This is a genomic window from Thiohalocapsa sp., assembly GCF_022340605.1.
In the GTDB taxonomy this organism is placed as follows: domain Bacteria; phylum Pseudomonadota; class Gammaproteobacteria; order Chromatiales; family Chromatiaceae; genus Thiohalocapsa.
This window is the reverse complement of record NZ_JAJDNQ010000046.1, coordinates 1-23,219: the sequence shown is the minus strand read 5'-3', so window position 1 is coordinate 23,219 and position 23,219 is coordinate 1. Positions and strand designations below refer to the sequence as shown.

18 protein-coding genes are annotated in these 23,219 nt (G+C 69.7%); 10 read left to right on the top strand and 8 right to left on the bottom strand.

Annotation, left to right across the window (positions count from 1 at the left end):
- The coding region (locus LJE69_RS05970) for a Clp protease N-terminal domain-containing protein (RefSeq protein WP_296922613.1) at positions 1-726 on the bottom strand (726 nt) is incomplete at its 3' end.
- Positions 727-1,244: 518 nt separating this feature from the next.
- Between LJE69_RS05970 and LJE69_RS05965 the strand changes: the two genes are divergently transcribed.
- Positions 1,245-1,613 (top strand): antitoxin Xre/MbcA/ParS toxin-binding domain-containing protein, encoded by a 369-nt coding sequence (locus LJE69_RS05965; protein WP_296922611.1) that lies wholly within the window; start codon positions 1,245-1,247, stop codon positions 1,611-1,613.
- Positions 1,613-2,170 (top strand): RES domain-containing protein, encoded by a 558-nt coding sequence (locus LJE69_RS05960; RefSeq protein ID WP_296922608.1) that lies wholly within the window; start codon positions 1,613-1,615, stop codon positions 2,168-2,170. The genes LJE69_RS05965 and LJE69_RS05960 overlap by 1 nt, the downstream gene beginning before the upstream one ends.
- 523 nt (positions 2,171-2,693) lie before the next feature.
- Here the strand turns inward: LJE69_RS05960 and LJE69_RS05955 are convergent.
- From LJE69_RS05955 to LJE69_RS05935, 5 genes are all read right to left on the bottom strand, one after another.
- Positions 2,694-3,212: a copper chaperone PCu(A)C gene (locus tag LJE69_RS05955; protein ID WP_367114635.1), complete on the bottom strand. Its 519-nt coding sequence runs from the start codon at positions 3,210-3,212 to the stop codon at positions 2,694-2,696.
- A gap of 143 nt (positions 3,213-3,355) precedes the next feature.
- Positions 3,356-4,843 (bottom strand): alkaline phosphatase D family protein, encoded by a 1,488-nt coding sequence (locus tag LJE69_RS05950; protein WP_296922606.1) that lies wholly within the window; start codon positions 4,841-4,843, stop codon positions 3,356-3,358.
- Positions 4,844-5,069: 226 nt separating this feature from the next.
- A complete protein-coding gene (locus LJE69_RS05945; protein WP_296922603.1) occupies positions 5,070-5,582 on the bottom strand; it encodes a histidine phosphatase family protein in 513 nt (170 codons plus the stop codon).
- Positions 5,583-5,693: 111 nt separating this feature from the next.
- Entirely contained in the window at positions 5,694-6,575 is an 882-nt protein-coding gene (locus tag LJE69_RS05940) for a fructosamine kinase family protein (RefSeq protein ID WP_296922575.1), read from the bottom strand.
- 259 nt (positions 6,576-6,834) lie between these two features.
- Positions 6,835-7,431 (bottom strand): HNH endonuclease, encoded by a 597-nt coding sequence (locus tag LJE69_RS05935; RefSeq protein ID WP_296922573.1) that lies wholly within the window; start codon positions 7,429-7,431, stop codon positions 6,835-6,837.
- Positions 7,432-7,868: 437 nt separating this feature from the next.
- Between LJE69_RS05935 and LJE69_RS05930 the strand changes: the two genes are divergently transcribed.
- The 5 genes from LJE69_RS05930 to LJE69_RS05910 all read left to right on the top strand — a co-directional run bounded on the left by LJE69_RS05930 (position 7,869) and on the right by LJE69_RS05910 (position 13,896).
- On the top strand, positions 7,869-10,088 hold the full coding sequence (locus LJE69_RS05930; RefSeq protein ID WP_296922570.1) for a primosomal protein N': 2,220 nt from the start codon (positions 7,869-7,871) through the stop codon (positions 10,086-10,088).
- Positions 10,089-10,452: 364 nt separating this feature from the next.
- Complete coding sequence (locus LJE69_RS05925; RefSeq protein ID WP_296922567.1) at positions 10,453-10,686, top strand: type II toxin-antitoxin system VapC family toxin; 234 nt, start codon at positions 10,453-10,455, stop codon at positions 10,684-10,686.
- Between the two features lie 48 nt (positions 10,687-10,734).
- A complete protein-coding gene (gene argS / locus LJE69_RS05920) occupies positions 10,735-12,525 on the top strand; it encodes an arginine--tRNA ligase (RefSeq protein WP_296922564.1) in 1,791 nt (596 codons plus the stop codon).
- Between the two features lie 12 nt (positions 12,526-12,537).
- The gene (locus LJE69_RS05915) at positions 12,538-13,158 is read left to right on the top strand and encodes an SPOR domain-containing protein (RefSeq protein WP_296922562.1); all 621 of its coding nucleotides are present in this window, start codon (positions 12,538-12,540) and stop codon (positions 13,156-13,158) included.
- 87 nt (positions 13,159-13,245) lie between these two features.
- Entirely contained in the window at positions 13,246-13,896 is a 651-nt protein-coding gene (locus LJE69_RS05910; RefSeq protein WP_296922559.1) for a hypothetical protein, read from the top strand.
- A gap of 297 nt (positions 13,897-14,193) precedes the next feature.
- Here LJE69_RS05910 and LJE69_RS05905 read toward each other — a convergent pair whose 3' ends face one another.
- The gene (locus tag LJE69_RS05905) at positions 14,194-15,306 is read right to left on the bottom strand and encodes a biotin--[acetyl-CoA-carboxylase] ligase (protein WP_367114634.1); all 1,113 of its coding nucleotides are present in this window, start codon (positions 15,304-15,306) and stop codon (positions 14,194-14,196) included.
- Positions 15,307-15,308: 2 nt separating this feature from the next.
- Complete coding sequence (locus LJE69_RS05900) at positions 15,309-17,204, bottom strand: M61 family metallopeptidase (protein WP_296922556.1); 1,896 nt, start codon at positions 17,202-17,204, stop codon at positions 15,309-15,311.
- Between the two features lie 345 nt (positions 17,205-17,549).
- Here LJE69_RS05900 and LJE69_RS05895 point away from each other — a divergent pair, with 345 nt between their 5' ends.
- The 3 genes from LJE69_RS05895 to LJE69_RS05885 all read left to right on the top strand — a co-directional run bounded on the left by LJE69_RS05895 (position 17,550) and on the right by LJE69_RS05885 (position 22,734).
- The gene (locus LJE69_RS05895) at positions 17,550-18,230 is read left to right on the top strand and encodes an ElyC/SanA/YdcF family protein (protein ID WP_296922553.1); all 681 of its coding nucleotides are present in this window, start codon (positions 17,550-17,552) and stop codon (positions 18,228-18,230) included.
- 241 nt (positions 18,231-18,471) lie between these two features.
- The gene (locus tag LJE69_RS05890; RefSeq protein WP_296922550.1) at positions 18,472-19,659 is read left to right on the top strand and encodes an exonuclease SbcCD subunit D; all 1,188 of its coding nucleotides are present in this window, start codon (positions 18,472-18,474) and stop codon (positions 19,657-19,659) included.
- 9 nt (positions 19,660-19,668) lie between these two features.
- On the top strand, positions 19,669-22,734 hold the full coding sequence (locus tag LJE69_RS05885) for an SMC family ATPase (protein ID WP_296922548.1): 3,066 nt from the start codon (positions 19,669-19,671) through the stop codon (positions 22,732-22,734).
- Positions 22,735-23,219: the final 485 nt, after the last annotated feature.

Here is a 23,219-nt window from a genome sequence, read left to right as displayed (position 1 = left end):
CATGTCCAGGCTCAGCAAGCGCTTGGATTTCAGCCCCTCCGGCACCTCGCCGTTGACGATGCGCTGCGCCAGGCCCTCGACGATGGCGGTCTTGCCGACGCCGGGCTCGCCGATCAGCACCGGGTTGTTCTTGGTGCGCCGCGCGAGCACCTGGATGGTGCGGCGGATCTCGTCGTCGCGGCCGATGACCGGGTCGAGCTTGCCCTGCTCGGCGCGCTCGGTCATGTCGATGGTGTACTTCTCCAGCGCCTGGCGCTGCTCCTCGGCGTTCTGGTCCTGTACGGACTCGCCGCCGCGCATGTTCTCGATGGCCTTCTCGACGGCGCCCTTGCTGGCGCCGGCCTGGCGCAGCAGGTTGCCGAGCTCGCCTTTGTCCTCCAGCGCCGCCAGCACGAACAGCTCGGATGAGATGTACGCGTCGTTTCGCGCCTGCGCCAGCTTGTCGGTGAGATTCAGCAGTTTGCCGAGCGCGTTCGACACGCTCACGTCGCCGCCCGTGCCGGACACCTTGGGCAGACGCTCCAGCGCCTCGCCCAGGCTGGAGCGCAGCCGGTTGACGTTGACATCCGCCTGGGCCAGCAGGTGGCGCACGGTGCCGCCGTCCTGGTCCAGCAGCGCCACCATCAGGTGCACGGGCTCGATGAACTGGTTGTCGCGGCCCAGCGCAAGGGATTGCGCATCGGCCAGGGCCATCTGGAACTTGCTGGTGAGCTTGTCCATTCGCATGGATTCGGGCCTCCGGAGGGTGATTTCCGAGATTTCCTAGGGTTATTGCGCAACTGCGGCGGCGCCACGCGGAATTCAAGCACTCTCGGGGCGAGAGTGCCAATGCCGTCGTCCGCAAATGCTTCCGGTCACGACAATCGGTGCAGCCGCCGCCCCTACGCCCATAACGGCTGCTCTGGTCGCGCCGGCGTGGGAGCGCCACTGCCTTTTGTGGTGCGACGACGGCGGGGAGGCTGCCTGCCGCCTGGCAGTGACTCAGGGCGTGGTGTGCTGCCTTGCCGCGGGTCGCGGCACCAAGCGTGCCGCTCCCACAAGAGCTGCTGCACCGAATACTTGTCCAGCCCCAAAGAGATCGTGAAGGTATTGCTCGCAACTCCGAAAACGAGCGGACCTAAACCGAATGCTTGTCCGGCTCCCAGAGCCTTGGAGCAGCCAGTGGACGGGGCATTCGGCAAGTTGCAAGCCGCCGTCGTTGCCTCATACTTTGAACCAATCTGAGCATAAATTGTGAGGCAAACATGGCCGCAACCGCCGAAGACCTTACCGACCTGCTGTCGGACGCCGGTGTCGTCGAGACCGACCGGCTCGCCGAGCTCCTGCACGTCACCAAGGGTGAGCTGGCCCTGGCCACCGGGCTGTCGCGAGACGCCGTCAGCAAGCGCGCCCGGGCCGCGTCGCCGAAGACCCAGCAGCGCCTGCGCGACACCATCGACATCATCAACCGCGCCGTACCCTGGGCCGGCTCCACCGCCCGCGCGTTTGCGTGGTTCCGCTCCCAGCCGCTGCCGTCGTTCGGCGACAAGACCGCGGAGGACCTGCTCAAGGAAGGACGCGCCCAGGCGGTCAAAGACTACCTGTCGCGCATCGCCGATGGCGGCTACGCCTAGTGAGGCGCTGCCTCAGACCGACCTTCGACGGCCTCGTCTACCGCGCCCACAACCCGCGCTGGGCCTACCAGCCCACGTCCGGCGAAGGTGCCGCGAGGCACGGTGGGCGCTTCAACCGCAAGGGCCTGCCCGCGCTCTACACCGCGCTCGACATCACCACCGCCTGGCTGGAGGCGCAACAGGGCTTCCCGTTCAAGGCCCAGCCCATGACTCTGGTGGCGTACCAGGTACGCTGCGAGCGCGTCGCCGACCTCACCGACGCCGGGGCGCTCGCCGGCACCGGCATCGATCCCGCCGACCTCGCCTGCCCCTGGGAAGACCTCGCGAGCCGCGGCCACGAGCCGTCAAGCTGGCGGCTCGCCGACGCCCTGATCGCGGCAGGCTGCCAGGGCGCCTTGGTGCCGAGCTTCGCAGCGGCCCCAAACCCGGCACCAGATGCCGTCCCGCGCCTCAACCTCGTCCTCTGGCGCTGGTCCGACGGACCGCCCTGCGCGGTGCGGGTCATCGACGATTTCGGCCGATTGCCGCGGGATGACCGTGGCTGGACGCGAGCCTGACCGGGCGCCACCCGCATCCTCTGCGCTGGTGGCCGTTGTCCGCGCCCGCGCATCGGGTCCGGCCAGCGCGCCGCCGCAGCAGACCGGTCAAGCGGCCGTCAAACCGTCCGCGGCGCTGTGCTGAATGCATCTGTTCCCAACGGGGGCCTGCGACTTCGATACCCGGGGACCCGGCTCGCTCGCTGCCCGGGACAGCGAGTGCTGCGTCGCGCTGCGGCACACGGGTCCCGCGGCGGCGGACATCGAGATCGAGGCCGGTGCCGGGCTCAAGCTGTGGCTCGGGCGATGCGGCCGGCCGGGTGTTGGCGACAGGGGAAGCGCAGCCCTGCGGCGGCGAGCTGGCCCACTTCCGGCTGCGCGCTCCCCGCGTCCACAAGAGGTGATGTACGTGAAACCCTCAGCCTGGAGCTTGGATAACTCGGCGACGCCGCTCGGCACCACGTCGTTCGAGGCCGCGTCGTAGAGCGCTGCCAAGCTGAAGGCGCAGCGGCCGTGCGCTACCGTGTCCAACACGTCACAGCGTTCAGTGGCCCATGTGGCCCGCCGCGCCGGCACCGTGCATCGCACCGCCCATGACCGGCTCGATACGGCGCACCGGCGCGTTCAGCGCGATGCGGCTGCCGTCGTCGAACAACAGCGTCAGCGGCACTTCCATGCCGGGCTCGAGCTGCTCGGTGAGGCCGATCAACATCACGTGCAGACCGCCCGGCTGGAGCACCACCCGCTCGCCCACCGGTAGCTCGATGCGCTCGATGCGGCGCATCTGCATCATGCCATCCGCCATGGTGTGGGTGTGCAGTTCCACGGTCTCGGCGGCAGCACTCTCGGCCGCCACCAGCGCCCGGTCGGCATCGCCGGTGTTGGTGAGCACCATGAACACGGCACTGTTGGGTTGCCCGGGCGGAACCGCGCGGGCGTAGGCATCTTCAACGCCGATGCCGGCGGCGTCGGCGGCAAAGACCGTCCGTGTTGCGAGCAACGGCGTGGCCAGCAGGCAGGCCAATAGCGCGGCGGGCAAGGCAAGAGACCGAATGGATGTCATGATCTGAACTGCTCCTGTCAGCGGTGATGCGAGGCCAGCGCCATGCTGACCCTGACCTCAAGATCAAAATCGAAATCGGGATCGAAATCGGCTCCCAAAGGTCATTCAAGGCCCGCGCAAGCGCTCGCCATGCGGACGCGGGCTCATTGCCACCGCGCGAGCCGCATCGCCGCCTCTGGCGTCAGCCGGAGCTCATAGAGCGCCTTGCCGTCCACATCACGCAGCGTGGCGCTGAGGGTACCCGCGGCGTCGATGTCCAGCTCGCCGAAGCCGAAATAACGTCGTGCATCGGCGTAGACGTGCACCGCGTCGGCCGTCGGCGGGGCATGCATGAAGAGACGCTCCGCGCCCAGGTCGCGGTCATAGTCGTCGATGGCGCCGATCCCGGCACTGAGTGGCCCGGTCACCAGCTCATGGACCACGAAGCTCGGCTGCCCGGCATACGGCCGATAGCTGAAGGCCGCGGCGAAGTGCACGTCGGCACTGATGAAGATCAGGTCCTTGCGGCCAATCTCCGCGGCATAGCGGAAAATCTCGCGCAGCTCCTGCTCGAAGCCGGAAGGCTGGTCGAAATTCGCCCAACCGTCGCGCCCGCCCTCGGGCGGCCAGCCGGTGGGGATGGCCAGGGGCACGCTGGAGGCGATGACCACCCAGGTGGCATCCGAAGACTTGAGCTTGTCCTTGAGCCAGGTGAGCTGCTCGCGCCCGAGCATTGTCTTCGGCCGTTCCGGACGGTCCGGTGCGCCGTTTGCGTCCCGGTACTGGCGCGTGTCCAACAACAACAGCTCCAGGTGCTTGCCCCAGCGCACCGCGCGATACAGCCGTCCCGGGCGCTCGGGGTGCTCGGCGACCGGGTTCTGCTCCAGCATTGCCGCAAGGCCGATGGGCAGCAGGTGGACGCCGGACGCATAAGGCGGCTCGCCAGGGGTATCGCCGAGGGGGCCGAAGTCGTTGACCACCTCGTGGTCGTCCCAGGTCGGCAGGTAGACGCTGTTGGCGAGCAGTTGCCGGAGGCCGGCGTCGGCGCGGGCGTAGCGCCAGTGGGCGCGGTAGCCGGCCATGTCCGCGGCGGGCCCAAATGCCCCCGGCACCTGGGCGTTGCCGTAGTGGCCGAGGGCCTCGCAGAGCCCGTCGGCGTAGATCATGTCGCCCATGCCGACAAACAGCTCCGGCGCCCGGGCATTCATGGCCTGCAAGACCTCGAAGCCCAGCGCGGCGTCCCGGCAGACGTTCTGCCCGGCGAGGTCGCCGCCCCACAGCAGCCGCACCGGCGCGTCGGCGGCGGACGGTGGTGTCGTGCGGAAGCTGCCGCTCGCGGTGGCGCCCGGCGCACCCTCGGCGTTGAGCAGCACCGCCCGCCAACGCTGGCGGCGGCCGGGGCTCAGGCCATCCACCGGGATCTTGGCGGTGAAGTCCGTGCCTGCATCGAGGCTGCGCTGGAAGCGCTGTACCGCGCCGGTGCCACCGGGCTGCACTTCCACCACCACCTGCCCCGGGCCCTCCGCCTGCGCCCAGATCAGCGCGGAGTTGGAAGTGACATCGCCCACGGCGATGGTCGGTGCTGCCGGCTCCTGCGCCGCGGCCACCACCGCGACAGCGAGGCAACAGGAGAAGACCACTGTTCGGTACATGATGGGATGGATCGGATCGTTCAGACCAACAAGCCGCACGCCGTCCGGCGCGGCAGGGCGCACGCGGCCCCGGCGTGCCATGGATTTCGTCAACGGGCCTCCGGCCGCCGCGCAGTCTAGCGCAGCGAACGCCGGTTCCGAAATTCGCATGCTGGCGATGTACCGGCGCCACCCGGACGCATGGCACGAGTGGCGCGAGGCCGTTGCCGTCACGCGGCGGCACGGCCTATTTGAGTTGCTTCGGTCGCACGAGCGCCACCAGGCCCGCACATCCTCCGGCAAGCTCCGACCAGTCGTTCGGCATTTCCAACCGGGCAACCGTTGCCGTGGGCAGCAACTTGCCGTCCGTCGGCTCTTCCACGTCGCTGCCGGCGAGGTGGCGCAGCAGCTCTTCGAGCCCCGGGTTGTGCCCCACCAGCAGCACCAGTTCCGCGTCCGAAGGCATGCGCGCCAGCACCGCGAGCAGGGTGGACAGGTCGGCGTCGTAGACGGCCTCGTCCCAGACGATGTCTTTCCTGGGCAGGTCGAGGCACTTGCAGACCTTGAGCGTCGTCTCGCGCGCGCGCTGTGCCGGGGAGCTGACGATGACCCGCGGGATCAGGCCCTCGCGGTACAGCCATTCACCCACCCGCGGCGCGTCCTTCCTGCCGCGCTTGGCCAGAGGCCGCTCGAAATCGGACGCGGCATTGGTGTCCCAATCCGACTTGGCGTGACGCAGGATCAGGAGCTCGCGGGGCATGCGTGAGAAGCGATCGGGGCTTTGCAACGGCTGACCCGACGGGAGGCGACCAAGGGATGACCGCCTTTTAACACAACGGTAACCTGGACGGTACTCGGCGCCGGCGGGCAACTACCGAATCTCGGACAGCAACCGATCGATCATGCGCTCGGCCTGACCGCCGTAGCCGCCGCCGAACAGGTTGAGGTGGTTCAGGATGTGGTAGAGGTTGTAGAGGGTCTTGCGGGTCTGATAACCTGGGTCCAACGGCCAGGTGGCGTTATAGGCGGCATAGAAGCCGCTGCCGAAGCCGCCGAACAGCTCGGTCATGGCGAGGTCCGCCTCGCGGTCGCCGTAATAGCAGGCGGGGTCGAAGATCACCGGATTGCCAGCGGCATCGCCGCCGAAGTTCCCGCCCCATAGGTCCCCGTGCAGCAGGGAAGGCGCCGGCGCGTGGTCAAGCAGTGCACCGACGCGCTCGCGCAACTGCGCCCCGCGCTGCTGCAGCCGCCCGCCGTAGCCGTTGCGCGCCGCCAGGTCGAGCTGAAAACCGAGCCGTTGCACGCACCAGAACCGCACCCAGTCGGCGTCCTGCGCGTTGGGCTGCGGCGTCGCGCCGATGGTGTTGTCGCGGTGCCAGCCGTGCGCCGGCGCGGTGCTGCGGTGCATGGTCGCCAACTGCTCGCCGGCACGTGCCGCGGTGCTCCCACCACTGCCGCCCAGCGGCACGTACTCCATGGCGATGAATGCCTGCCCATCCGCGAGCCCGCAGCACAGCGGGCGCGGCACGCGGATGCTGGCGGTGGCCGCCATGGCATCGAGCCCGTCGCGCTCGGCCTCGAACATGTCGAGCCGGGATGCATCGTTGAGTTTGACGAACCAGCGCGTTGCGCCGTCCTCGAGCACCGCCGCACTGTTGATGCAGCCACCGCCGACGTGCCGCGGCTGCCGTGGAGCGAACGGCTGGCCGCTGGCCGCCGCGATCTGCTCGGCAATGTCGGCCCAGTTGGTCAAGGTGCAGGTGTCCGTAGCAGCTGTAACAGAAGGGCGCGCCCGGCAGTCGCGCCCCTGGGGGGCGACAAATCGCAGGTGTGCCGGACCTTTCGCCAGCGAGGCTTCGCCTCAGACCGACGAGGCATGCTCATCGCTCTCGCAAGCGAAACAGCGATCGGCGTCGTGGTCGTGGTCGTGGTCGTGGTCGGATAGTCGATTACGACAACGACAACGACGACAAACTTGACTCAACTGCAAGCATTTGGCGCCGTCAAGCAATCTAGACCCTCGGCAGGCGCCGCAACAACGGCGACGTGCGCGGAAAGTGCGCCCGCAGGAACTCCATCTGATCCACCAGTACGTTGCGGCCCATCAGATAGATGTATTCCGCGTGGGTCGGCGTGAAGGGCACCGCCAACAGCTCCATGCCCGCGGCCTCCGGCGTGCGGCCGGCCTTGTAATTGTTGCAGCGCACGCAGGCCGTGACGACGTTGGTCCAGATGTCTTCGCCGCCCAGGCTGATGGGCCGCACGTGGTCGCGCGACAGGTGTCGCGCCGAGAAGCGGCCGCCGCAGTACATGCAGAGATGATCGTCACGCTGGAACAGCGTCCGGTTGGACAAAGGCGGCACGTAGTCGTCACGCAGCTTGCTCAGCGCGTGGTGCGTGCCGTGCGTGGCAATGATGCTGTGGATCAGCAGGCAGCTTTGCTCGCGCGTGCGGGCGTTGATGCCGCCGCGCAGCAGGATGAGTGGATTGCCACAGGCGTAAGCGACCTGGCCGAGGAAATACAGCCGTGCCGCGGCCTTGTAGTCGACCCACTCCAGCGGCATGCCCGCCAGGTCGGTGCGCAAAACCTGTTGGCTGAGTGACACCATGACTCGACACCGGTCAGGAGTTGCCGAGCATAATACATACCCGGCTGTCCGTTGCAACGCCCGTGCAAAATGACTGCCAGATTACGGGAAAACCACGATGCCCCCACCACGGCGCCGAAGCCCGCCCGCCAGGGTCGCGCCCGGTTTTGCACAAGCGCCCAGGCTTGAGCGACCTGTTAGTGCCTGATTAGCCACAACTTTATCAGCATTTGCTAAAAATATTGCAGATCGTTGATTTATAAGGGTTCTTTGCCGTTGACCAATTCTTGGACAATCTTACGCAACGGTAACAATGGCGCCGCCTGGCGGGCTGTCCCAACGCGTTATCCACGGACTTATCCACAACTGATGTTGAAAAGCCCCGTGCGGTCAAATTGCTGTTGATTTGCGCTGTGTCAAGCAAGCGCGCCCTGTCCGACTCCGCCTGAACATCAAACATGCCCGCCTCGAGCCGCGCCAAAGCCGTCCTCCGCGTGGCCGTTGCCGCCCCGCTCAGCGAGTTGCTGGACTACCTCAAGCCCGCCGACGGCACCCGTGTGCTGCCCGGCATGCGCGTGCTGGTGCCCCTCGGCCGGGCGCGGCGGGTGGGCATGGTGGTGGCCGCGGATGTGCCGACGACACTGCCGGCGGAGCGCATCAAGCCCGTGCTGTCGGTGCTCGATCGGGAGCCCCTGCTGGCGGCAGGCGACCTGCGCTTCCTGCTCTGGGCCGCCGAGTATTACCGCGGCAATCCCGGCGAGGCCCTGTTCGGCGCCCTGCCCTTGCGCCTGCGCCGGCCGCGGCCATCGCTCGACGACCGCCCCAGCGGCTGGCGGGTGTGCGGCGAGCCCGAGACGGCGGCGGCCGAACTGCGCCGGGCACCGCGCCAGCGCGAGGTTCTGGCGTTGCTCGCCAAGGCACCGGCGGGACTCGACGACGCGACGCTGCGCGCACGACTCGGTGACTGCATCGCCCCGCTGCGCGCCTTGGCAGGCCGCGGGCTGATCACCCGTTGCCGCATCGCGGCGCCGGCCGAGCCACCGCCCACACCGCTCGCGATCCAAGCGAGCGCCCCGACGCTGAACGCGCACCAGGCCGCCGCCACCGCCGCCGTCGAGCGCTGCCAGGGCTTCGGGTGCTTCCTGCTGGACGGCGTCACCGGCAGTGGCAAGACCGAGGTCTATCTCAGGCTCATCGACCGCGCGCTGGCCGCTGGCCGGCAGGTGCTGGTGCTGGTGCCGGAGATCGGCCTGACGCCACAGTTGCACGAGCGCTTTGCACGGCGCGTGACGGCGCCCATCGCGGTGCTGCACTCGGCACTGTCGGAAACGGAGCGCGAGCGCGGCTGGCGTGCCGCCGCCACCGGCGAGGCAAGGCTCTTGCTCGGCACGCGCTCGGCGGTGTTCACGCCGCTGCGGAACCTCGGGCTCGTCATCGTCGACGAGGAGCACGACATGTCGCTGAAGCAGCAGGAGGGCTTCCGCTACTCGGCACGGGACCTCGCCGTGCGCCGCGCGCAGCAGGCGGACTGCCCGGTGCTGCTGGGCTCGGCGACACCGTCGCTGGAGACGCTGCACAACGCCCGCGGCGGCCGCTACCGACACCTGCGCCTGCCGCAACGCGCGGGCACAGCGGTGGACCCCAAAATCCTGGTGGCGGACATCCGCGCCCAGCCCTTGGAAACTGGTCTGAGCCATGCCCTGCTGACGCGCATGGACCGCGAGATCGACGCCGGCAACCAGGTGCTGTTATTCCTGAACCGGCGCGGCTTCTCGCCGGTGCTGACCTGCCACGACTGCGGCTGGACCAGCGAGTGCCCGCGCTGCGACGCACGCATGACCCTGCACCGCGGCCGCGCCCTGCTGCTCTGCCACCACTGCGGCCTGGAGCACGCCCAGCCGGTGCAATGCCCCTACTGTACGTCCCCGGACCTGCGCCCGCTCGGCCAGGGCACCGAGCGCGTCGAGGACACCCTGCGCCAGCGCTTCCCGGGCCTGCCGCTCGCGCGCATCGACCGCGACAGCACCCGCAAGCGCGGCGAGCTGGAGCGCCTGCTGGCAGCGGCCCAACGCGGCGAGCAGCGCATCCTGCTCGGAACCCAGATGCTCGCCAAGGGCCACCACCTCCCCGGCGTCACGCTGGTGGGCATCCTGGACTTAGACCACGGCCTCTATGGCAGCGACTTCCGCGCCACCGAGCGCATGGCGCAGCTCCTGGTGCAGGTAGCGGGCCGCGCCGGCCGCGCCGAAAGGCCGGGCACCGTGCTGCTCCAGACCCGCCACCCCCAGCATCCGATGCTGGAGCTGCTGCTAGGCGAAGGCTACGGCGCCTTCGCCACCGCCGCGCTCGCCGAGCGCCGCGAGGCCGGCCTGCCGCCCTTCAGCCACCAGGCCATGCTGCGCGCGGACAGCCCGCGCGAGCAGGCGGCACTGGAGTTCCTCGCCCAGGTACTAGAGACGGCGCGCCCATTGGCCCCACCGGAAGTGGAATTCTGGGGCCCGGCGCCCGCCCAGATGGAACGCCGTGCCGGCCGCATCCGCGCCCAGCTCTTGCTCCAGGCACCGACCCGCGCGCTGCTGCAAGGCGTGCTGGCGCGCCTGCTGCCGGCGCTGCGCGCCCTGCGCCGGCCGCGCGAGCTGCGCTGGAGCATCGACGTGGACCCGCAGGAGAATTTGTAAGTGGCAACCGCACAAGGCGCCCCGCGACGAGGTCAGTGCGGCCAATCGCCAGCAAGACGCACTCGGCTGCGTCGCCTAGCCTGCTCTATACTACGGCGCCTTAAGACCTGACCCACCCAGCGTCAACCGCGAGTTACCCGATAGCACATGAGCCACTACAGCATGGGCGAAGCCGAAACACGGCTCCCGGAGCTCGCTCGCCGTGCGCCCGCGGGTGAAGACATCCTCATCGGGGATGGCAGCGGCCCCCTAGCCCGGCTGGTCCCGGTTGGAGCAACGTGCGGCGCACGCCCGAGACGACCGGGCGATGGCGAGGGAAGGCTCCTCCGGATGGCACCGGAATTAGACACGACGCCCGAGGCGTTTGAGCATTACAACAGTACATGACTATTTCGCCGACCACCTGCCGGCCAATGACTTCCGGCTGATCAAGATCGGACTCGAGCACGCTGCTTTGGTCGAATCGCTGCCCCTGCATCATCGCGATCCTTTCGATCGCCCGCTCGCCGCACAGGCCCGTCACGAGGAGCTTATGCTGATCTCCGGCGATGCCGCGTTCGACGATTACGGAATCACGCGAGTCTGGCAGCCGTCGTAGCCGCTCACTTAGAGCCCCAGCAGAAAATTCGCAAGTATTGAGCAACTGATGAAGTCTGAGCTTAAAAATCTCGTCGGTGGGGCACTGTATGAGCTGCACATCAGCCATGACCCCGTAGCGGTCGTAATCGAGGAGACGAGAGATCCCCGCCACGGCGACTTCGCGAGCAATATCGCGCTGGTGCTCGCCAAAACCGCCGGCATGAAGCCGCGCGATCTGGCACTCCGAATCGCCGACACGATCGAGTCGATCCGTCAGCGCGGCGATTTCTCGGAAGTTGGCCCGCATATCGCTCGCGTGGAGGTGGCCGGGCCCGGTTTCATCAATTTTCACTTGGCCGCGACGGCCTACCACGCCTTGATACCGCTCATCTTGGAGCAAGGCCCGAATTACGGCCGCTCCGACCTCGGCGCCGGCAAGCGCGTGCAGGTGGAGTTCGTCTCCGCCAACCCGACGGGTCCGCTGCACGTGGGCCACGGCCGCGGCGCCGCCTATGGCGCCGCGGTGGCGGACCTGCTCGCCTACGTCGGCTTCGACGTCCACCGCGAGTATTACGTCAATGACGCTGGCCGGCAGATGGACATCCTCGGCACCTCGGTGTGGCTGCGCTACCTGGAGCTGTGCGGCGAGGCGCTGGAGTTCCCGTCCAACGGCTACAAGGGTGACTACGTCTGGGACATCGCCGCGACCCTGCACCGCGATCACGGCGACGCCTACCGTGTAGACGCGGTTCAGCTACGCGAGGGCCTGCCGCCGGACGAGGTCACGCCCGGCGACGGCGGCGACAAGGAGGCGCACATCGACGCCCTCATCGTCAGCGCCAAGCGGCTGCTCGGCGACAACCGCTACCGCTTCGTCTTCGAGCTGGGCCTGAACACGATCCTCGACGACATCCGCGACGACCTGGCGCAGTTCGGCATCAGCTACCAGGAGTGGTACTCGGAGCGCTCCCTGGTGGAATCGGGTGCCGTCAACCGCGCCGTGGAGCGGTTGCGCGAGGCGGGGCATGTCTACGAGCAGGCGGGCGCGCTCTGGTTCCGCTCGACGGCCTTCGGCGACGAGAAGGACCGGGTTGTCGTGCGCGAAAACGGCCAGATGACCTATTTCGCGTCCGACATCGCCTACCACATGGACAAGCTGGAGCGCGGCTTCACCCGCGTCATCGACGTCTGGGGCGCCGACCACCACGGCTATGTGCCGCGGGTTAAGGCGGCGCTGTCGGCCCTCGGTGACGACCCACGGCGGCTCGACGTGCTGCTGGTGCAATTCGCCGTGCTCTACCGCGGCGGCGAGAAGGTGCAGATGTCCACCCGCTCCGGCGAGTTCGTGACCCTGCGCGAGCTGCGCAAAGAGGTGGGCCGGGACGCCGCACGCTTCTTCTATGTCATGCGCCGCTGCGAGCAGCACATGGACTTCGACCTCGACCTCGCCAAGAGCCAATCCGCCGACAACCCGGTCTACTACGTGCAGTATGCCCACGCGCGCGTGGCCAGCGTGCTGCAGCAGGCGGCGGAGCGCGGCATCGCGCTGGAGCTGACGCCAAATCCCTCCAACGACAAGCTGGCCCTGCTCACCGAACCGCACGAGCTTGCGCTGCTCAAGACCATGGCGCGCTGGCCGGAGCTGGTCGAGGCCGCGGCGCTGAGCGAGGAGCCCCACCAGCTCACGCACTACCTGCGCGAGCTGGCCAATGACTTCCATACCTATTACAACGCGCATCAGTTCCTGGTCGACGACGCCGCGCTGCGCGATGCCCGCGTCCAGCTCATCCTGGCGGTGCGGCAGGTGCTGCGCAATGGCCTGAATCTGCTTGGAGTCTCCGCGCCGGAGCGAATGTGAGGGGACAGCCGCATGACCCGTGACTACCGCAAGGGCTCACCACCCCCGCGCCGGCGCAAGAACGAGCCGCGCGGCACCTGCGCCTTCTGGTTCCTGGCGGGCGGGCTCATCGGCGCCTTCGGCGTCGCCGTCGCCTGGATGCTGAACGACCAGCCCGGCGGCCCGCAGCTCGCGAGCGCCAAGCAGCCGGAGCCGCAACAGGCGGAGCAGCCGCGTCCGAAGCCCAAGTTCGACTTCTACGACCTGCTGCCGAACGAAGAAGTGACGGTGCCCGCCGAGCGCGAGCCCGAGCCCGTGCCGCTGCCGCCGCCGGGACAGGAGGCGCCGCCCATCCAGACCGCAACGATCCAGCCGGCGCCCGCCCCCACGCCGACGCCTCAGCCGAGCCCGACATCCGGCCCCAACAGCTACATCCTTCAGGTGGGCTCGTTCCGCCGCAATTCGGACGCCGAGGAGCTCAAGGCGCAGCTCGCGCTGCTCGGCATCCAGTCATCGATCCAGACGGTTACCATCGACAGCGGCCAGACCTACCACCGCGTGCGCACCGGCCCCTACGCCAAGGCCGACGCAAACGCGCTCCGTGCCAAGCTGCAGAGCAGCGGCCACAAGCCGATGATGATGCGCGCCCAGTAGCACGAGCCCCTGAGCACAACCGGACCGCGGCCCGCGCTCGCGTCCGCCCCGACCTGACACAGCAGGGAGAGATCAGCCGAAATGTCCATGCGCAACACTGCCCGCACCGCCACCGTCCGCCGGCACCGGCGCGCCGCCCCGGCGGCCATCACCCCCGTCGCGTTATTGCTCGTGCCCTTCCTGCTGGGCGGCTGCGCGTCCGGCGGCTCTGGCCTCAAGAACCCGTTCCGCGGCCCCACCGAGGCCGGATTCATGTCCCTGGTGCAGCACAACTGCGGCAGCGAGGTCATCGGCGGGCAGCCGATCTCCACCCTGATCAAGAGCAACACGTCTTTCCGTCAGCTCACCTCACGGCTCTACCAGGGCGACATCTCCAACGACGCCTTCATGAATCTGCTGCTGCAGGAATATCCCGCGCCTGACGCCAACATTCCCGCCACCGGCTGTGTCGTCGATCAACTGAACCGCTGCTTCGCCACTAAGTGTGGCGGCGGCACGGCAGAGCCGCCGGACGACATCGCCGCCCAGCAGATCGACGCCACCAGGAACGCGAACGTCGAAGAGCTGCCGAAGCGCAACGTCGAGGCGGTGGACAGCATGATCGATGCCGCCCCCGAGCCCTCGGTCCCCGAACAGTTGGACCCACTGCCGAGCCAGGACCCGAGCGTGATCAATCCGAGCATGATGAACACGGAGCCCGAGAGCGTTCAGAAGATCGAAGAGCCCTCCAAGCCCTGAGCGTCAGCCGTGATAGGTCGGGCCGATACACGAAGCCCGACGCCGCCGGTCGCGGCACCAAGCGTGCCGCTCCTACAAACGCTGCTCCGGCAACGGCTGCTCTGGGCGCGCCGGCGTGGGAGCGCCACTGCTTCTCGTGGCGCGATTATGGCTGGGCGACTGCCTGCCGCTTGGCGGTGACTCGGGGCTCGGTGGGCTGCGTTGCCGCCGGTCGCGGCACCGAGAGTGCCGCTCCCACAAGAGTGCTGCTCCCACAAGTATTCGGTGTAGGTCGAATTACGCTATCGCTAACCCGACCTACGATCCGCTCGATTTCGGCGTTGCGGCCGATACTTGCCCCATCTCCGTCGCGATGGGCCTGAGGCTCACCTCGCCCGCGTGAAAGGCGCGGCGGCCTTCGCCCGTGTCCAGCAGCAGCGCGCCGTCGGCGCCGACGCCGGCGCAGGTGCCGGTGATGCGGCGCTCACCCATGATGAGCGCCACCGGCTCGCCGAGGTAGGTATCGAAGGCGCGCCAGTCCGGGAGGAAGGGGTCCAGGCCCGCGTTGCCGAACTCGATCAGCGCCGGGAACAGGGCGTCGATGAGCAGCGCCGCGACGGCGTTGCGCCCCGGCCTGACGTCACCGCGGCCGTCATCGGGTGCGTCACTGAGCGCGCTGGCGAGATCGGTCCAGGGCTGGTCGATGCCGGCGGCCTGGCCGGGACTGAGGCGCGAATTGACGCCGATTCCCACCACGACGTGGCTCGGCCCCTGGGACTCGCCGGCCACCTCCAGCAGCAGGCCACCGAGCTTGCGCCGGCGCCAGTGCAGGTCGTTGGGCCACTTGAGGCCGATGTCCGCGACGCCCGCGGCCTTGAGCGCCCGGGCGGCGGCGACGCCACAGGCGATGCTCAAGCCCCCCAGCTCCGCCGGCGCCAGCGGGTAGCGCCAGAGCACGGACAGATAGATGTTGCTGCCGAAGGGCGACACCCAGCGCCGCCCGGAGCGGCCGCGCCCGGCGAGTTGCCGCTCGGCGAGGCAGACCAGGCCGGACGGCGCCCCGTCGCGGGCGCGTCGCATGAGCCGAGTGTTGGTGGAGGAGACGCTGTCCAGCACCTCCAGGCCGCCCAGCAGGCCACAGCTGAGATCGGAGAGGCCGGCCTCGATGCGCACCGGGTCGAGTAGCTCCAGCGGCGCCGCCAGCATGTAACCCTTGCCACGGATCGAACTCAGCTCCAGCCCCAGCTCATCCACCGCGGCCCGGAGGATCTTCCAGACGGCGGCGCGGGTGACGCCCAGGTGAGCCGCCAGCTCGGCGCCGGAGTGCAGCTCGCCATCAGCCAGTAGGCGCAGTACGAACTGGCGGCGCGCCTCGGCGCTCCCGTCCTGTGCGCCCGGCGGCGCCGGTTGCCCGCCCTCGCCCACGGGCACGCTCAGGCGACGCTGGCGAGCCAGGCCTGCCGCCGCGCCAGCGCCTCCGCCGGGGCCTCGTCGTCCAGCCGGAGCTCGCAGACGTCCGCTGGCGCCGGTGCCGGGGCCAGCTCGAATTCCATCAGCTCGTCGCGGCGGAAGGCGTGCACCCGCACCGTCTCGCCGATGGGCAGCGACCGCAGCCGCTTGCCGGCACTGCCACCATCCACCCGCAGGCCGTCGATGGCCACCAGCACGTCTCCGGCGGCGAGCCCGGCGTGCTGAGCTGGCCGGTCGTCCAGCACCACGGCGAGCTTGGCGTCCGCGCCTGGCGTGAGCCGGACGCCGACGTCGCTGACCAGCGCCACCGGCTTGAATTCGGCCACGACGTTGCCGAGGTCCTTGGCCTTGCGCGCCGGCCGCAGGCGCATTGCCACGCCGACGCTGGCCAGCAGCCCCGACAGGTCCAGGTCATCGGTGGTGTCGAGCGCGTGCGCGAAGAAGCCGTCCAGGTCGAGCCCGGTCACCGCCGCCGTCAGGGCCTCGATCCCCCGCTCCGGAACGCCGATACCGGTGCGCCCGTGCCGCTCCCAGAGCGCGCGCATGACGTCGTCCAGCGAGCGCTCCCCGCCGGTGTCGCGGCGAATGGTGAGGTCCAGCGCCAGCGCCGTCATGGCGCCCTTGCCGTAATAGCTGACGATGGCGTTGGGGGCGTTCTCGTCCTGCTTGTAGAACTTGGTCCAGGCATCGAAGCTGGACTGGGCAACGGTCTGTTTGCACCGGCCCGGATTGCGCAGCACCTTGGTGATGGTCTCGGCGAGTACCTCCAGGTAGCCCTTGGCGTCGATGCGCCCGCTGCGCACCAGGGCGAGGTCGTCGTAATAGGACGTAATGCCCTCGAACGCCCACAGCAGCCGGGTGTGGACCTCGCGCTCCAACCCGCCGTCGATCAGCGCCGCGGGACGAATGCGCTTGACGTTCCAGAGATGGAAGTACTCGTGGCTGCACAGCCCCAGAAACTTCCGGTAGTCGCCCTCGGCATAGGCATCATCGGCTGTCGGCTCGGTGTCGGCACGCGCCGTGGGAGCGGCGCCCTCGCCGCGATTCGAGCCCGGCGGGGCCGGCAGGTCGCCGCGGCTGCAGAGCAGGCTGGACGAGAACCTGTGCTCCAGCCCGCCGTAGCCGTCGCCCACCACCTGGGTCAGGAACAGGTAGCGGTCCGCCGGCAGCTCGCCGAACATTGCGGCATGCTCGGTGCAGATTGGCGCAAGATCCTCCGCCAGCCGAGCCAGATCGGCGCGTTGCCGACCGCTCAGCACCATCCAATGCGGCACCTCACCCACCTGGAACTCGACGATGTCGAAGCGGCCCATTTCCACCGGGTGGTCGATGAGGTCGTCGTAGTCGTCCGCGCGATAGCTGCCGAAGCCCCAACGTTCAGCGCCGCCCTCGGAGATGTCGGCGCGGGCCAGGCTCGTCGCCACGCGCCAGCCGGTGGACGCCGGGTCATCCGGCGGCGCCAGTTCTACGCGGCAGGGCTCGGCATCGCGGCCGTGCACCCGCAGGAACAGGCTCGGGCCGTTGAAGTAGCCATGGGTGCGGTCCAGGTGCGCGCCACGCACCGTCAGCTCCCAGGCGTAGACCTCGTAACGGACGCTCAGCGCGCCGCGCGTGGGCACGAGCTGCCAGGTCTGCTTGTCCAGCTTCTCCATCGGCACCGCCCCGGCGGCGTCGTCGGCGGCAATGCTGACGATGTTGCGGGCAAAGTCCCGGATCATATAGCTGCCCGGAATCCAGGCCGGCATCGAGAGCCTCACCGGCTCGACTCCGGGCGCCGGAACGATGAGTTCCACGGCGAACAGATGGGCTTCCGGCCGGGCCGGGGTGACGCGGTAGGTAATGGCTTGGATATCGGACATGGACGGCTGTCGCGGCGGGTCGATTGAGGCGTCTGGGATTTTGGTGTCAGGTGAGGCTAACAGAACGGCGCGCAACCGTGACCACCGCGCTCGTCGGCCCATGTCGCGCCCGGTACATCGCGCCGCGCCCGGCGCTGGCGTTGGCACGTCGATTTGTGACTACAATCAGGCGACTGACGGACATGTGCCGGCATTTCCTGGACACCACGCGTGCGCAACCCGTACGACAGTCGCGACAACCTCTTGAGATCCGTACCCGAAGAGCACCCCAGCGCAGCCCTCGGCTCGACCCCGGGCGGAGGTACTGACATAGCGCCGGCGCCCGAGCCCGAGCCCAGCGCGGCCGTGAAGCCCGGACGCCGCCGCCTGCGGCTTGCCTTGCCATTGCTGGCGGGCTTCGTGGTGCTGGTCGTGCTTGGCCTTGCGGCCATCGACGGCATGGTGTCGGTGAGCACCGCCGGCGCGGTGGCGGACGCTGTCGAGGAGGTGCAGCCGAAGCCCGTCGCGCTGCTGCTCGGCACCTCCCGCAGGACCATCGCCGGAGGGCCGAACCGCTTCTATAACGCCCGCATCGAGGCGGCGGCCAAACTCTTTCAGAGCGGCAAGGTCAAGGGCATCCTGGTGAGCGGTGACAACGCCACCCGCTGGTACAACGAGCCCATCGCCATGCGCAAGGACCTCATCGCCGCGGGCGTGCCGGCGGAGTTCATCACGCTCGACTACGCCGGCTTCCGCACCCTGGACTCCGTCGTCCGCGCCAAGGAGGTGTTCGGCCAAGAGCACCTGATCATCGTCAGCCAGCGCTTCCACGCCGAGCGGGCGATCTTCCTGGCCCGCCACTTCGGCATCGACGCGGTCGGCCTCGCTGCCGAGGACCCACAAGACTCCGGCATCATGAAAGTGCGCGCCCGCGAGGTACTGGCCCGACTGGTCGCGGTGCTGGACATCGTCATCAACCGCGGCCCCAAGTTCCTCGGCCAGCCCGAGACCGTCCGCCTGCGCCAGGACGCGGACGACGCCGTCTGAGCCGCCTCAAATCCCGCACGCCCGCATCGCGCCGGGGACAGCGCTCCCACGGTGCTCGCTGGCCTGTGGGAGCGGCGTCCCCGCCGCGATCGCCGCCTCAACCGCCCGCATCGCGCCGGGGACGGCGCTCCCACGACGGCGCTCCGACGGCAAGGCCGCGTGAGCCGCAGCAGCGAGCCCGCCCATCGGGTTATCATAACGCGCCAGCGCCCAACCCGAGCCCAACCGATCACTGCACGGAATGCCTTTCCGCCTCCTGCACACCGCCGACTGGCACTTAGGCCGCGTTTTCTTCAACGTCTCGCTGCTGGACGACCAGGCGCACGCGCTGGAGCAGCTCGTCGCACTCGCCCGCGACACCCGTGCCGATGCGCTGGTGATCGCCGGCGACGTGTACGACCGCGCCGTGCCGCCGGCGGACGCCGTGCGCCTGCTCGACGAGACCCTGCGCCACATCGCGCTGGACCTGGAGCTGGCCGTCGTCATCATCGCCGGCAACCACGACAGCGCCGAACGGCTCGGCTTCGGCGCCGCGCTGATGGAGGAGCGCCGCTGCTTCGTGCGCGGCCCCCTAAACGGCGACATCCGCCCCATCGAGATCGCCGGCCGCGACGGCGCCGCCCGCTTCCATCCCCTGCCCTACGCCGAGCCCGCGGTGGTCCGGGAGCACCTGGCCAACCCCGAGCTGACCAGCCACGACGCCGCCATCGGCGCGCTGGTGGCCGGCCTCGGCCCGTTGCGCCGCGACCTCCCCAACATCGCCATCGGCCACTGCTTCGTCACCGGCGGGTACGTGAGCGAGTCGGAGCGCCCCTTGAGCGTCGGCGGCGCCGGGCAGGTGTCCGCCGAGCATTTCGCCGGCTTCGACTACGCCGCCCTCGGGCACCTGCATCGGCCGCAGGCGGCGGGCGAGCAGGCGCACTATTCGGGCTCGCTGCTCAAGTACAGCTTCTCGGAGGCGACGCACGCCAAGTCCGTGACCCTGGTGGAGCTCGACGCCGGCCAGCGGCACCTCGAGCGGATCGCACTGACGCCGCGGCGAGACCTGCGCATCATCGAGGGTCATCTGGCCGAGCTGCTGCAAGGACCGCCACCCGGTGAGTCCGCGGACGACTACCTGCTGGTGCGCCTGCTGGACACCGGCGCCCTGCTCGACCCCATGGGGCGGCTGCGGGCGGTCTATCCCAATGCACTGCACCTGGAGCGCCCGACGCTGGAGCAGGCCGGCGACGGCCGCGGGCCGAGCCGCGAGCAGCTCGCCCGTGGCGACGAGGCCCTGTTCGCGGACTTCTTCAACCAAGTCACCGGCAGCCCGCTGGTGCCAGACCAGCAGGCGGTGCTGCACGACGTGCTCGGCGACCTCCGCCGCCAAGAGCGCGAGGCGGGCGTGACGCCAGCGCCGCAGCCAACGGCCCCCGACCGGACCTGACCGCCTAGCATGCGACCGCTCACCCTCAGTCTCCAGGCGTTCGGCCCCTTCGTCGAACGCCAGACCCTCGACTTCGGCCAGCTCGGCGACAACCGCCTGTTCCTGATCTCGGGCGCCACCGGCGCCGGCAAGACCACGCTGCTGGACGCCATCGCCTTCGCCCTCTACGGCGCCTCCTCCGGCGACGAGCGCAGCGCCGAGCAGCTCCGCAGCCAGCAGGCGGACCCGCGCACCCTCACTGAGGTCTTCTTCGACTTCGCCATCGGCGCGCGCCGCTACCGCATCCATCGGGTTCCCAAACAAGAGCGCGCCAAGCTGCGCGGCGAAGGGACCACTACCGAGCCGCCGGACGCCACGCTGTGGGAGCGCACCGACAGCGTCGATGACGCCGCCGAGGGCCGCGTGCTCGCCAGCGGCTGGTCTAAGGTCACCGAGCAGGTCGAGACCCTCATCGGCTTCAGCGACGAGCAGTTCCGCCAAGTCATTCTGCTGCCGCAGGGCCGCTTCCGCGATCTCCTCACCGCCGGTGCCCGCGAGCGCCAGCAGATCCTCCAGACCCTGTTCAGCACCGGCCACTACGGCCGCATCCAGCAGGCGCTCAAGGCCCACGCCGAGCAGATCCGCAAGGCCGCCGAGCGCCTCGGCATTCGCCGCGACACCCTGCTCGGCAGCAGCGGCCGCGCCGACGAGGCCGAGCTTGACGCCCGCATCGGCCAGCTCGAGGCGGAGCTGACCCAGCTCGACACGCAAGTCCAGACCCGCAAGGCCGCCGAGCAGCAAGCCCGCGCCGCGCTGGAGGTGGGCCGCACCGCGCAGCAGCGCCTCGACGCCGCGGCCCGCGCAGCCGCGGCGCTGCAAACCCTGGAGCAGGAACAGCCCGCCATCGACACCCAGGCCGCGGAGCTGGAGGCCGCCCGCCGCGCCGACGGCCTCAAGGACCTGCACGCCCGCCTCACCGGCGAGCGCGAGGAGCAAGCCAGGCTTGCGCGCGGTGTCGAAGCCGCGGCCGCCGCAGCCGAACAGGCGCGCACCGAAGCCGAGACCGCCGCGGCGGCACTCGCCCGCGAGGAGGCCCGCGAGCCCGAGCGCAACCGCCTGGCCGAAGACATCCACCGGCTTGATGCCCTGCAGGGCCGGGTCGCCGGCCTCGCCGAAGCCCGCGACGCGCTCACACAGCGGCAGCAGGCGGCCAACGACGCCGAGCAGAAGCACCGCCAAGCGGAGCGAGACGCCGACCAGGCACATACCGGCCTGCGCGACACCCAGGCGCGCCGCGAACGGCTCGCCCAGCCGGCATCGCGCCGCGAGCTGCTGGAGAGCCAGCTCAAAGACCTCGACCAGCAGGCGGCACGACGGCGCCGGCTCGACGCCATCGCGTCCGACCGCACCCGGCTCGCCGCCGACCTCGCCGCCGCCGAGCAGGCCGAAACCACCGCCATACAGGCGCTCGACGACGCCCGCGACCGCCACGAGCTGCTGCTACGCCGCTGGCGCGACGGCCGGGCGCAGGCGCTGGCGGCGGGGCTTGAGCCCGGCGTCCCCTGCCCCGTCTGCGGCGGCACCGAGCACCCGGCCCCCGCCGCCGGCGACGAGCAGGCCCCGGACGACGCCCAGATCGACGCCGCCAAGGCGCGGGTCACCAAGGCCGAGGCCGGCCTGGAGCAATTCCGCGCCGCGCTCGGCACGCTGCGGCAACGGCTCGCGACCGTGGACGCCGAGACCAGCGGCCTGCGTGACACGCTGGGCACCTGGGCCGAGCGCACGACGGCCGACCTGGATGCCACGCTCGACCGCCTGCGGCTGGAGCTGTCCCAGGCGCAGGACGCCGCCGACGAGATCGCCCGGCTCGACGCCCAACGCGCCGAGCTGGAGCGCCGCATCACCGACACCGAGCAGGCCCTCGACGCCGCCCGCCGCAACCAGCAACGGGCTGGCGAGGCCCTGGCCGCCGCCCGGCGCAGCCTCGACGAGCGCAGCGCCGAGATCCCCGAGCAGTGGCGCGACCCCACCGCACTCGCCGCGGCGCTCGCCGAGCACCGCCGCGAGCTGCAACGCGCCGAGCTCGCCCTGGAGCAGGCCCGCAACGCCGCTCAGCAAAGCGCCCAGACGCGCGCCACCGCCGAGACCCGGCACAAGGCCCTGGCGCAGCAGCACCAGGCATCCGGCGCCGACCTCGAGCGCATCGAGGCGCAATGGCAGGCGCGCCGCAACGAGGCCGGTTTCCCCGCCGACGACGCCTTCAGCGCCGCCCGCCGCGATCCGGCGGCACAGGCCGCCCTGCAACAGCGCATCGACGCCCATCGCGAGGCCATCGCCGCCGCCCGCACCACCCTGGCCAATGCCGAAGCCGCGGCCAAGGACCTGACGCCACCGGACCTCCCAACACTCGCCACGGCAGCCGAGCAGGCCACCGCCGAGCGCGAGCAGACCGAGCAGACGCGCGGCGCCACCTCGGCCGAATCGGAACGGCTGACCGGGCTGGCCCGCGAGTTGGCCAAGCTCGCCAAGGCCCTCGACGAGCAGCACGCCCGCTACGCCATCGCCGGCCGCATCGCCGACGTCGCCAACAGCAACAACCGCTACCGGCTGTCCTTCCAGAACTTCGTCCTCGGCGCCCTGCTCGACGACGTGCTCCGCGCCGCGAGCCAGCGCCTGCTGGCCATGAGCCGCGGCCGCTACCGGCTGCTGCGCAGCACCGAGACCGGCGACCTGCGCAGCCTCGGCGGCCTCGACCTCATCGTCGAAGACGGCTACACCGGCAAGACCCGCCCCGTCGCCACCCTCTCCGGCGGCGAAGGCTTCCAGGCCGCGCTCAGCCTCGCCCTCGGCCTCGCCGAAACCGTCCAGGCTTACGCCGGCGGGCTGCGCATGGACGCCATCTTCATCGACGAAGGCTTCGGCAGCCTCGACCCCGAGGCCCTGGAGCTCGCGGTGGACACCCTCATCGACCTGCAACGCGGCGGCCGCCTCGTCGGCGTCATTTCCCACGTCCCCGAGCTCAAAGAGCGCATCGACGTGCGCTTGGAGGTCAACGCCGGCCGCGGCGGTAGCAGCGCCCGATTCGTCCTGCCTTGACGCTGGCGGGGGTCTTGCGCGGCAAGACAGGCGCGCCGCGCATCCCTTGACCAGAAACCTCTCATCCAGCCCTTCTCTCCGCCCCGTGCACCCGTGAGGACACGCTAGCCGGAAGCCTCTTGCCCGACGTACGGCATTGTGCAGCGCACGCGCCGTGTTAAGAATATGCTCATTGCACGCTATACGTGTAAGCCGCCCGACGGCTGGACCGCCTTACGAGCACCGCCGTCGCTTGTCGGTATCGCGCCAGGCCGCCTGCGGGCAAGCGTTATTTACCCACTTCGTTTACTCGTGAAATGTCCGGCGTCAAGAGCGAAGCGGAGATAGTGCTGTGACGACAATGGGGTCTTGATCGTAACTCCGACCAAGCGCTCGTCCTGTGGGAGCGGCGTCCCCGCCGCGACCGGGCGCCCGTCGCGCCGAGGACGGCGCTCCCACGGCGGTGGACGGACTTATGATCAAGGCCGACAATGGCGCAAATCAGA

Coding starts and splice junctions, on each gene's coding strand:
- LJE69_RS05965 (WP_296922611.1), top strand. CDS start 1,245: ATGGCCGCAACCGCCGAAGACCTTACCGACCTGCTGTCGGACGCCGGT.
- LJE69_RS05955 (WP_367114635.1), bottom strand. CDS start 3,212: ATGACATCCATTCGGTCTCTTGCCTTGCCCGCCGCGCTATTGGCCTGC.
- LJE69_RS05950 (WP_296922606.1), bottom strand. CDS start 4,843: ATGTACCGAACAGTGGTCTTCTCCTGTTGCCTCGCTGTCGCGGTGGTG.
- LJE69_RS05945 (WP_296922603.1), bottom strand. CDS start 5,582: ATGCCCCGCGAGCTCCTGATCCTGCGTCACGCCAAGTCGGATTGGGAC.
- LJE69_RS05935 (WP_296922573.1), bottom strand. CDS start 7,431: ATGGTGTCACTCAGCCAACAGGTTTTGCGCACCGACCTGGCGGGCATG.
- LJE69_RS05930 (WP_296922570.1), top strand. CDS start 7,869: ATGCCCGCCTCGAGCCGCGCCAAAGCCGTCCTCCGCGTGGCCGTTGCC.
- argS (WP_296922564.1), top strand. CDS start 10,735: ATGAAGTCTGAGCTTAAAAATCTCGTCGGTGGGGCACTGTATGAGCTG.
- LJE69_RS05915 (WP_296922562.1), top strand. CDS start 12,538: ATGACCCGTGACTACCGCAAGGGCTCACCACCCCCGCGCCGGCGCAAG.
- LJE69_RS05910 (WP_296922559.1), top strand. CDS start 13,246: ATGCGCAACACTGCCCGCACCGCCACCGTCCGCCGGCACCGGCGCGCC.
- LJE69_RS05900 (WP_296922556.1), bottom strand. CDS start 17,204: ATGTCCGATATCCAAGCCATTACCTACCGCGTCACCCCGGCCCGGCCG.
- LJE69_RS05890 (WP_296922550.1), top strand. CDS start 18,472: ATGCCTTTCCGCCTCCTGCACACCGCCGACTGGCACTTAGGCCGCGTT.
- LJE69_RS05885 (WP_296922548.1), top strand. CDS start 19,669: ATGCGACCGCTCACCCTCAGTCTCCAGGCGTTCGGCCCCTTCGTCGAA.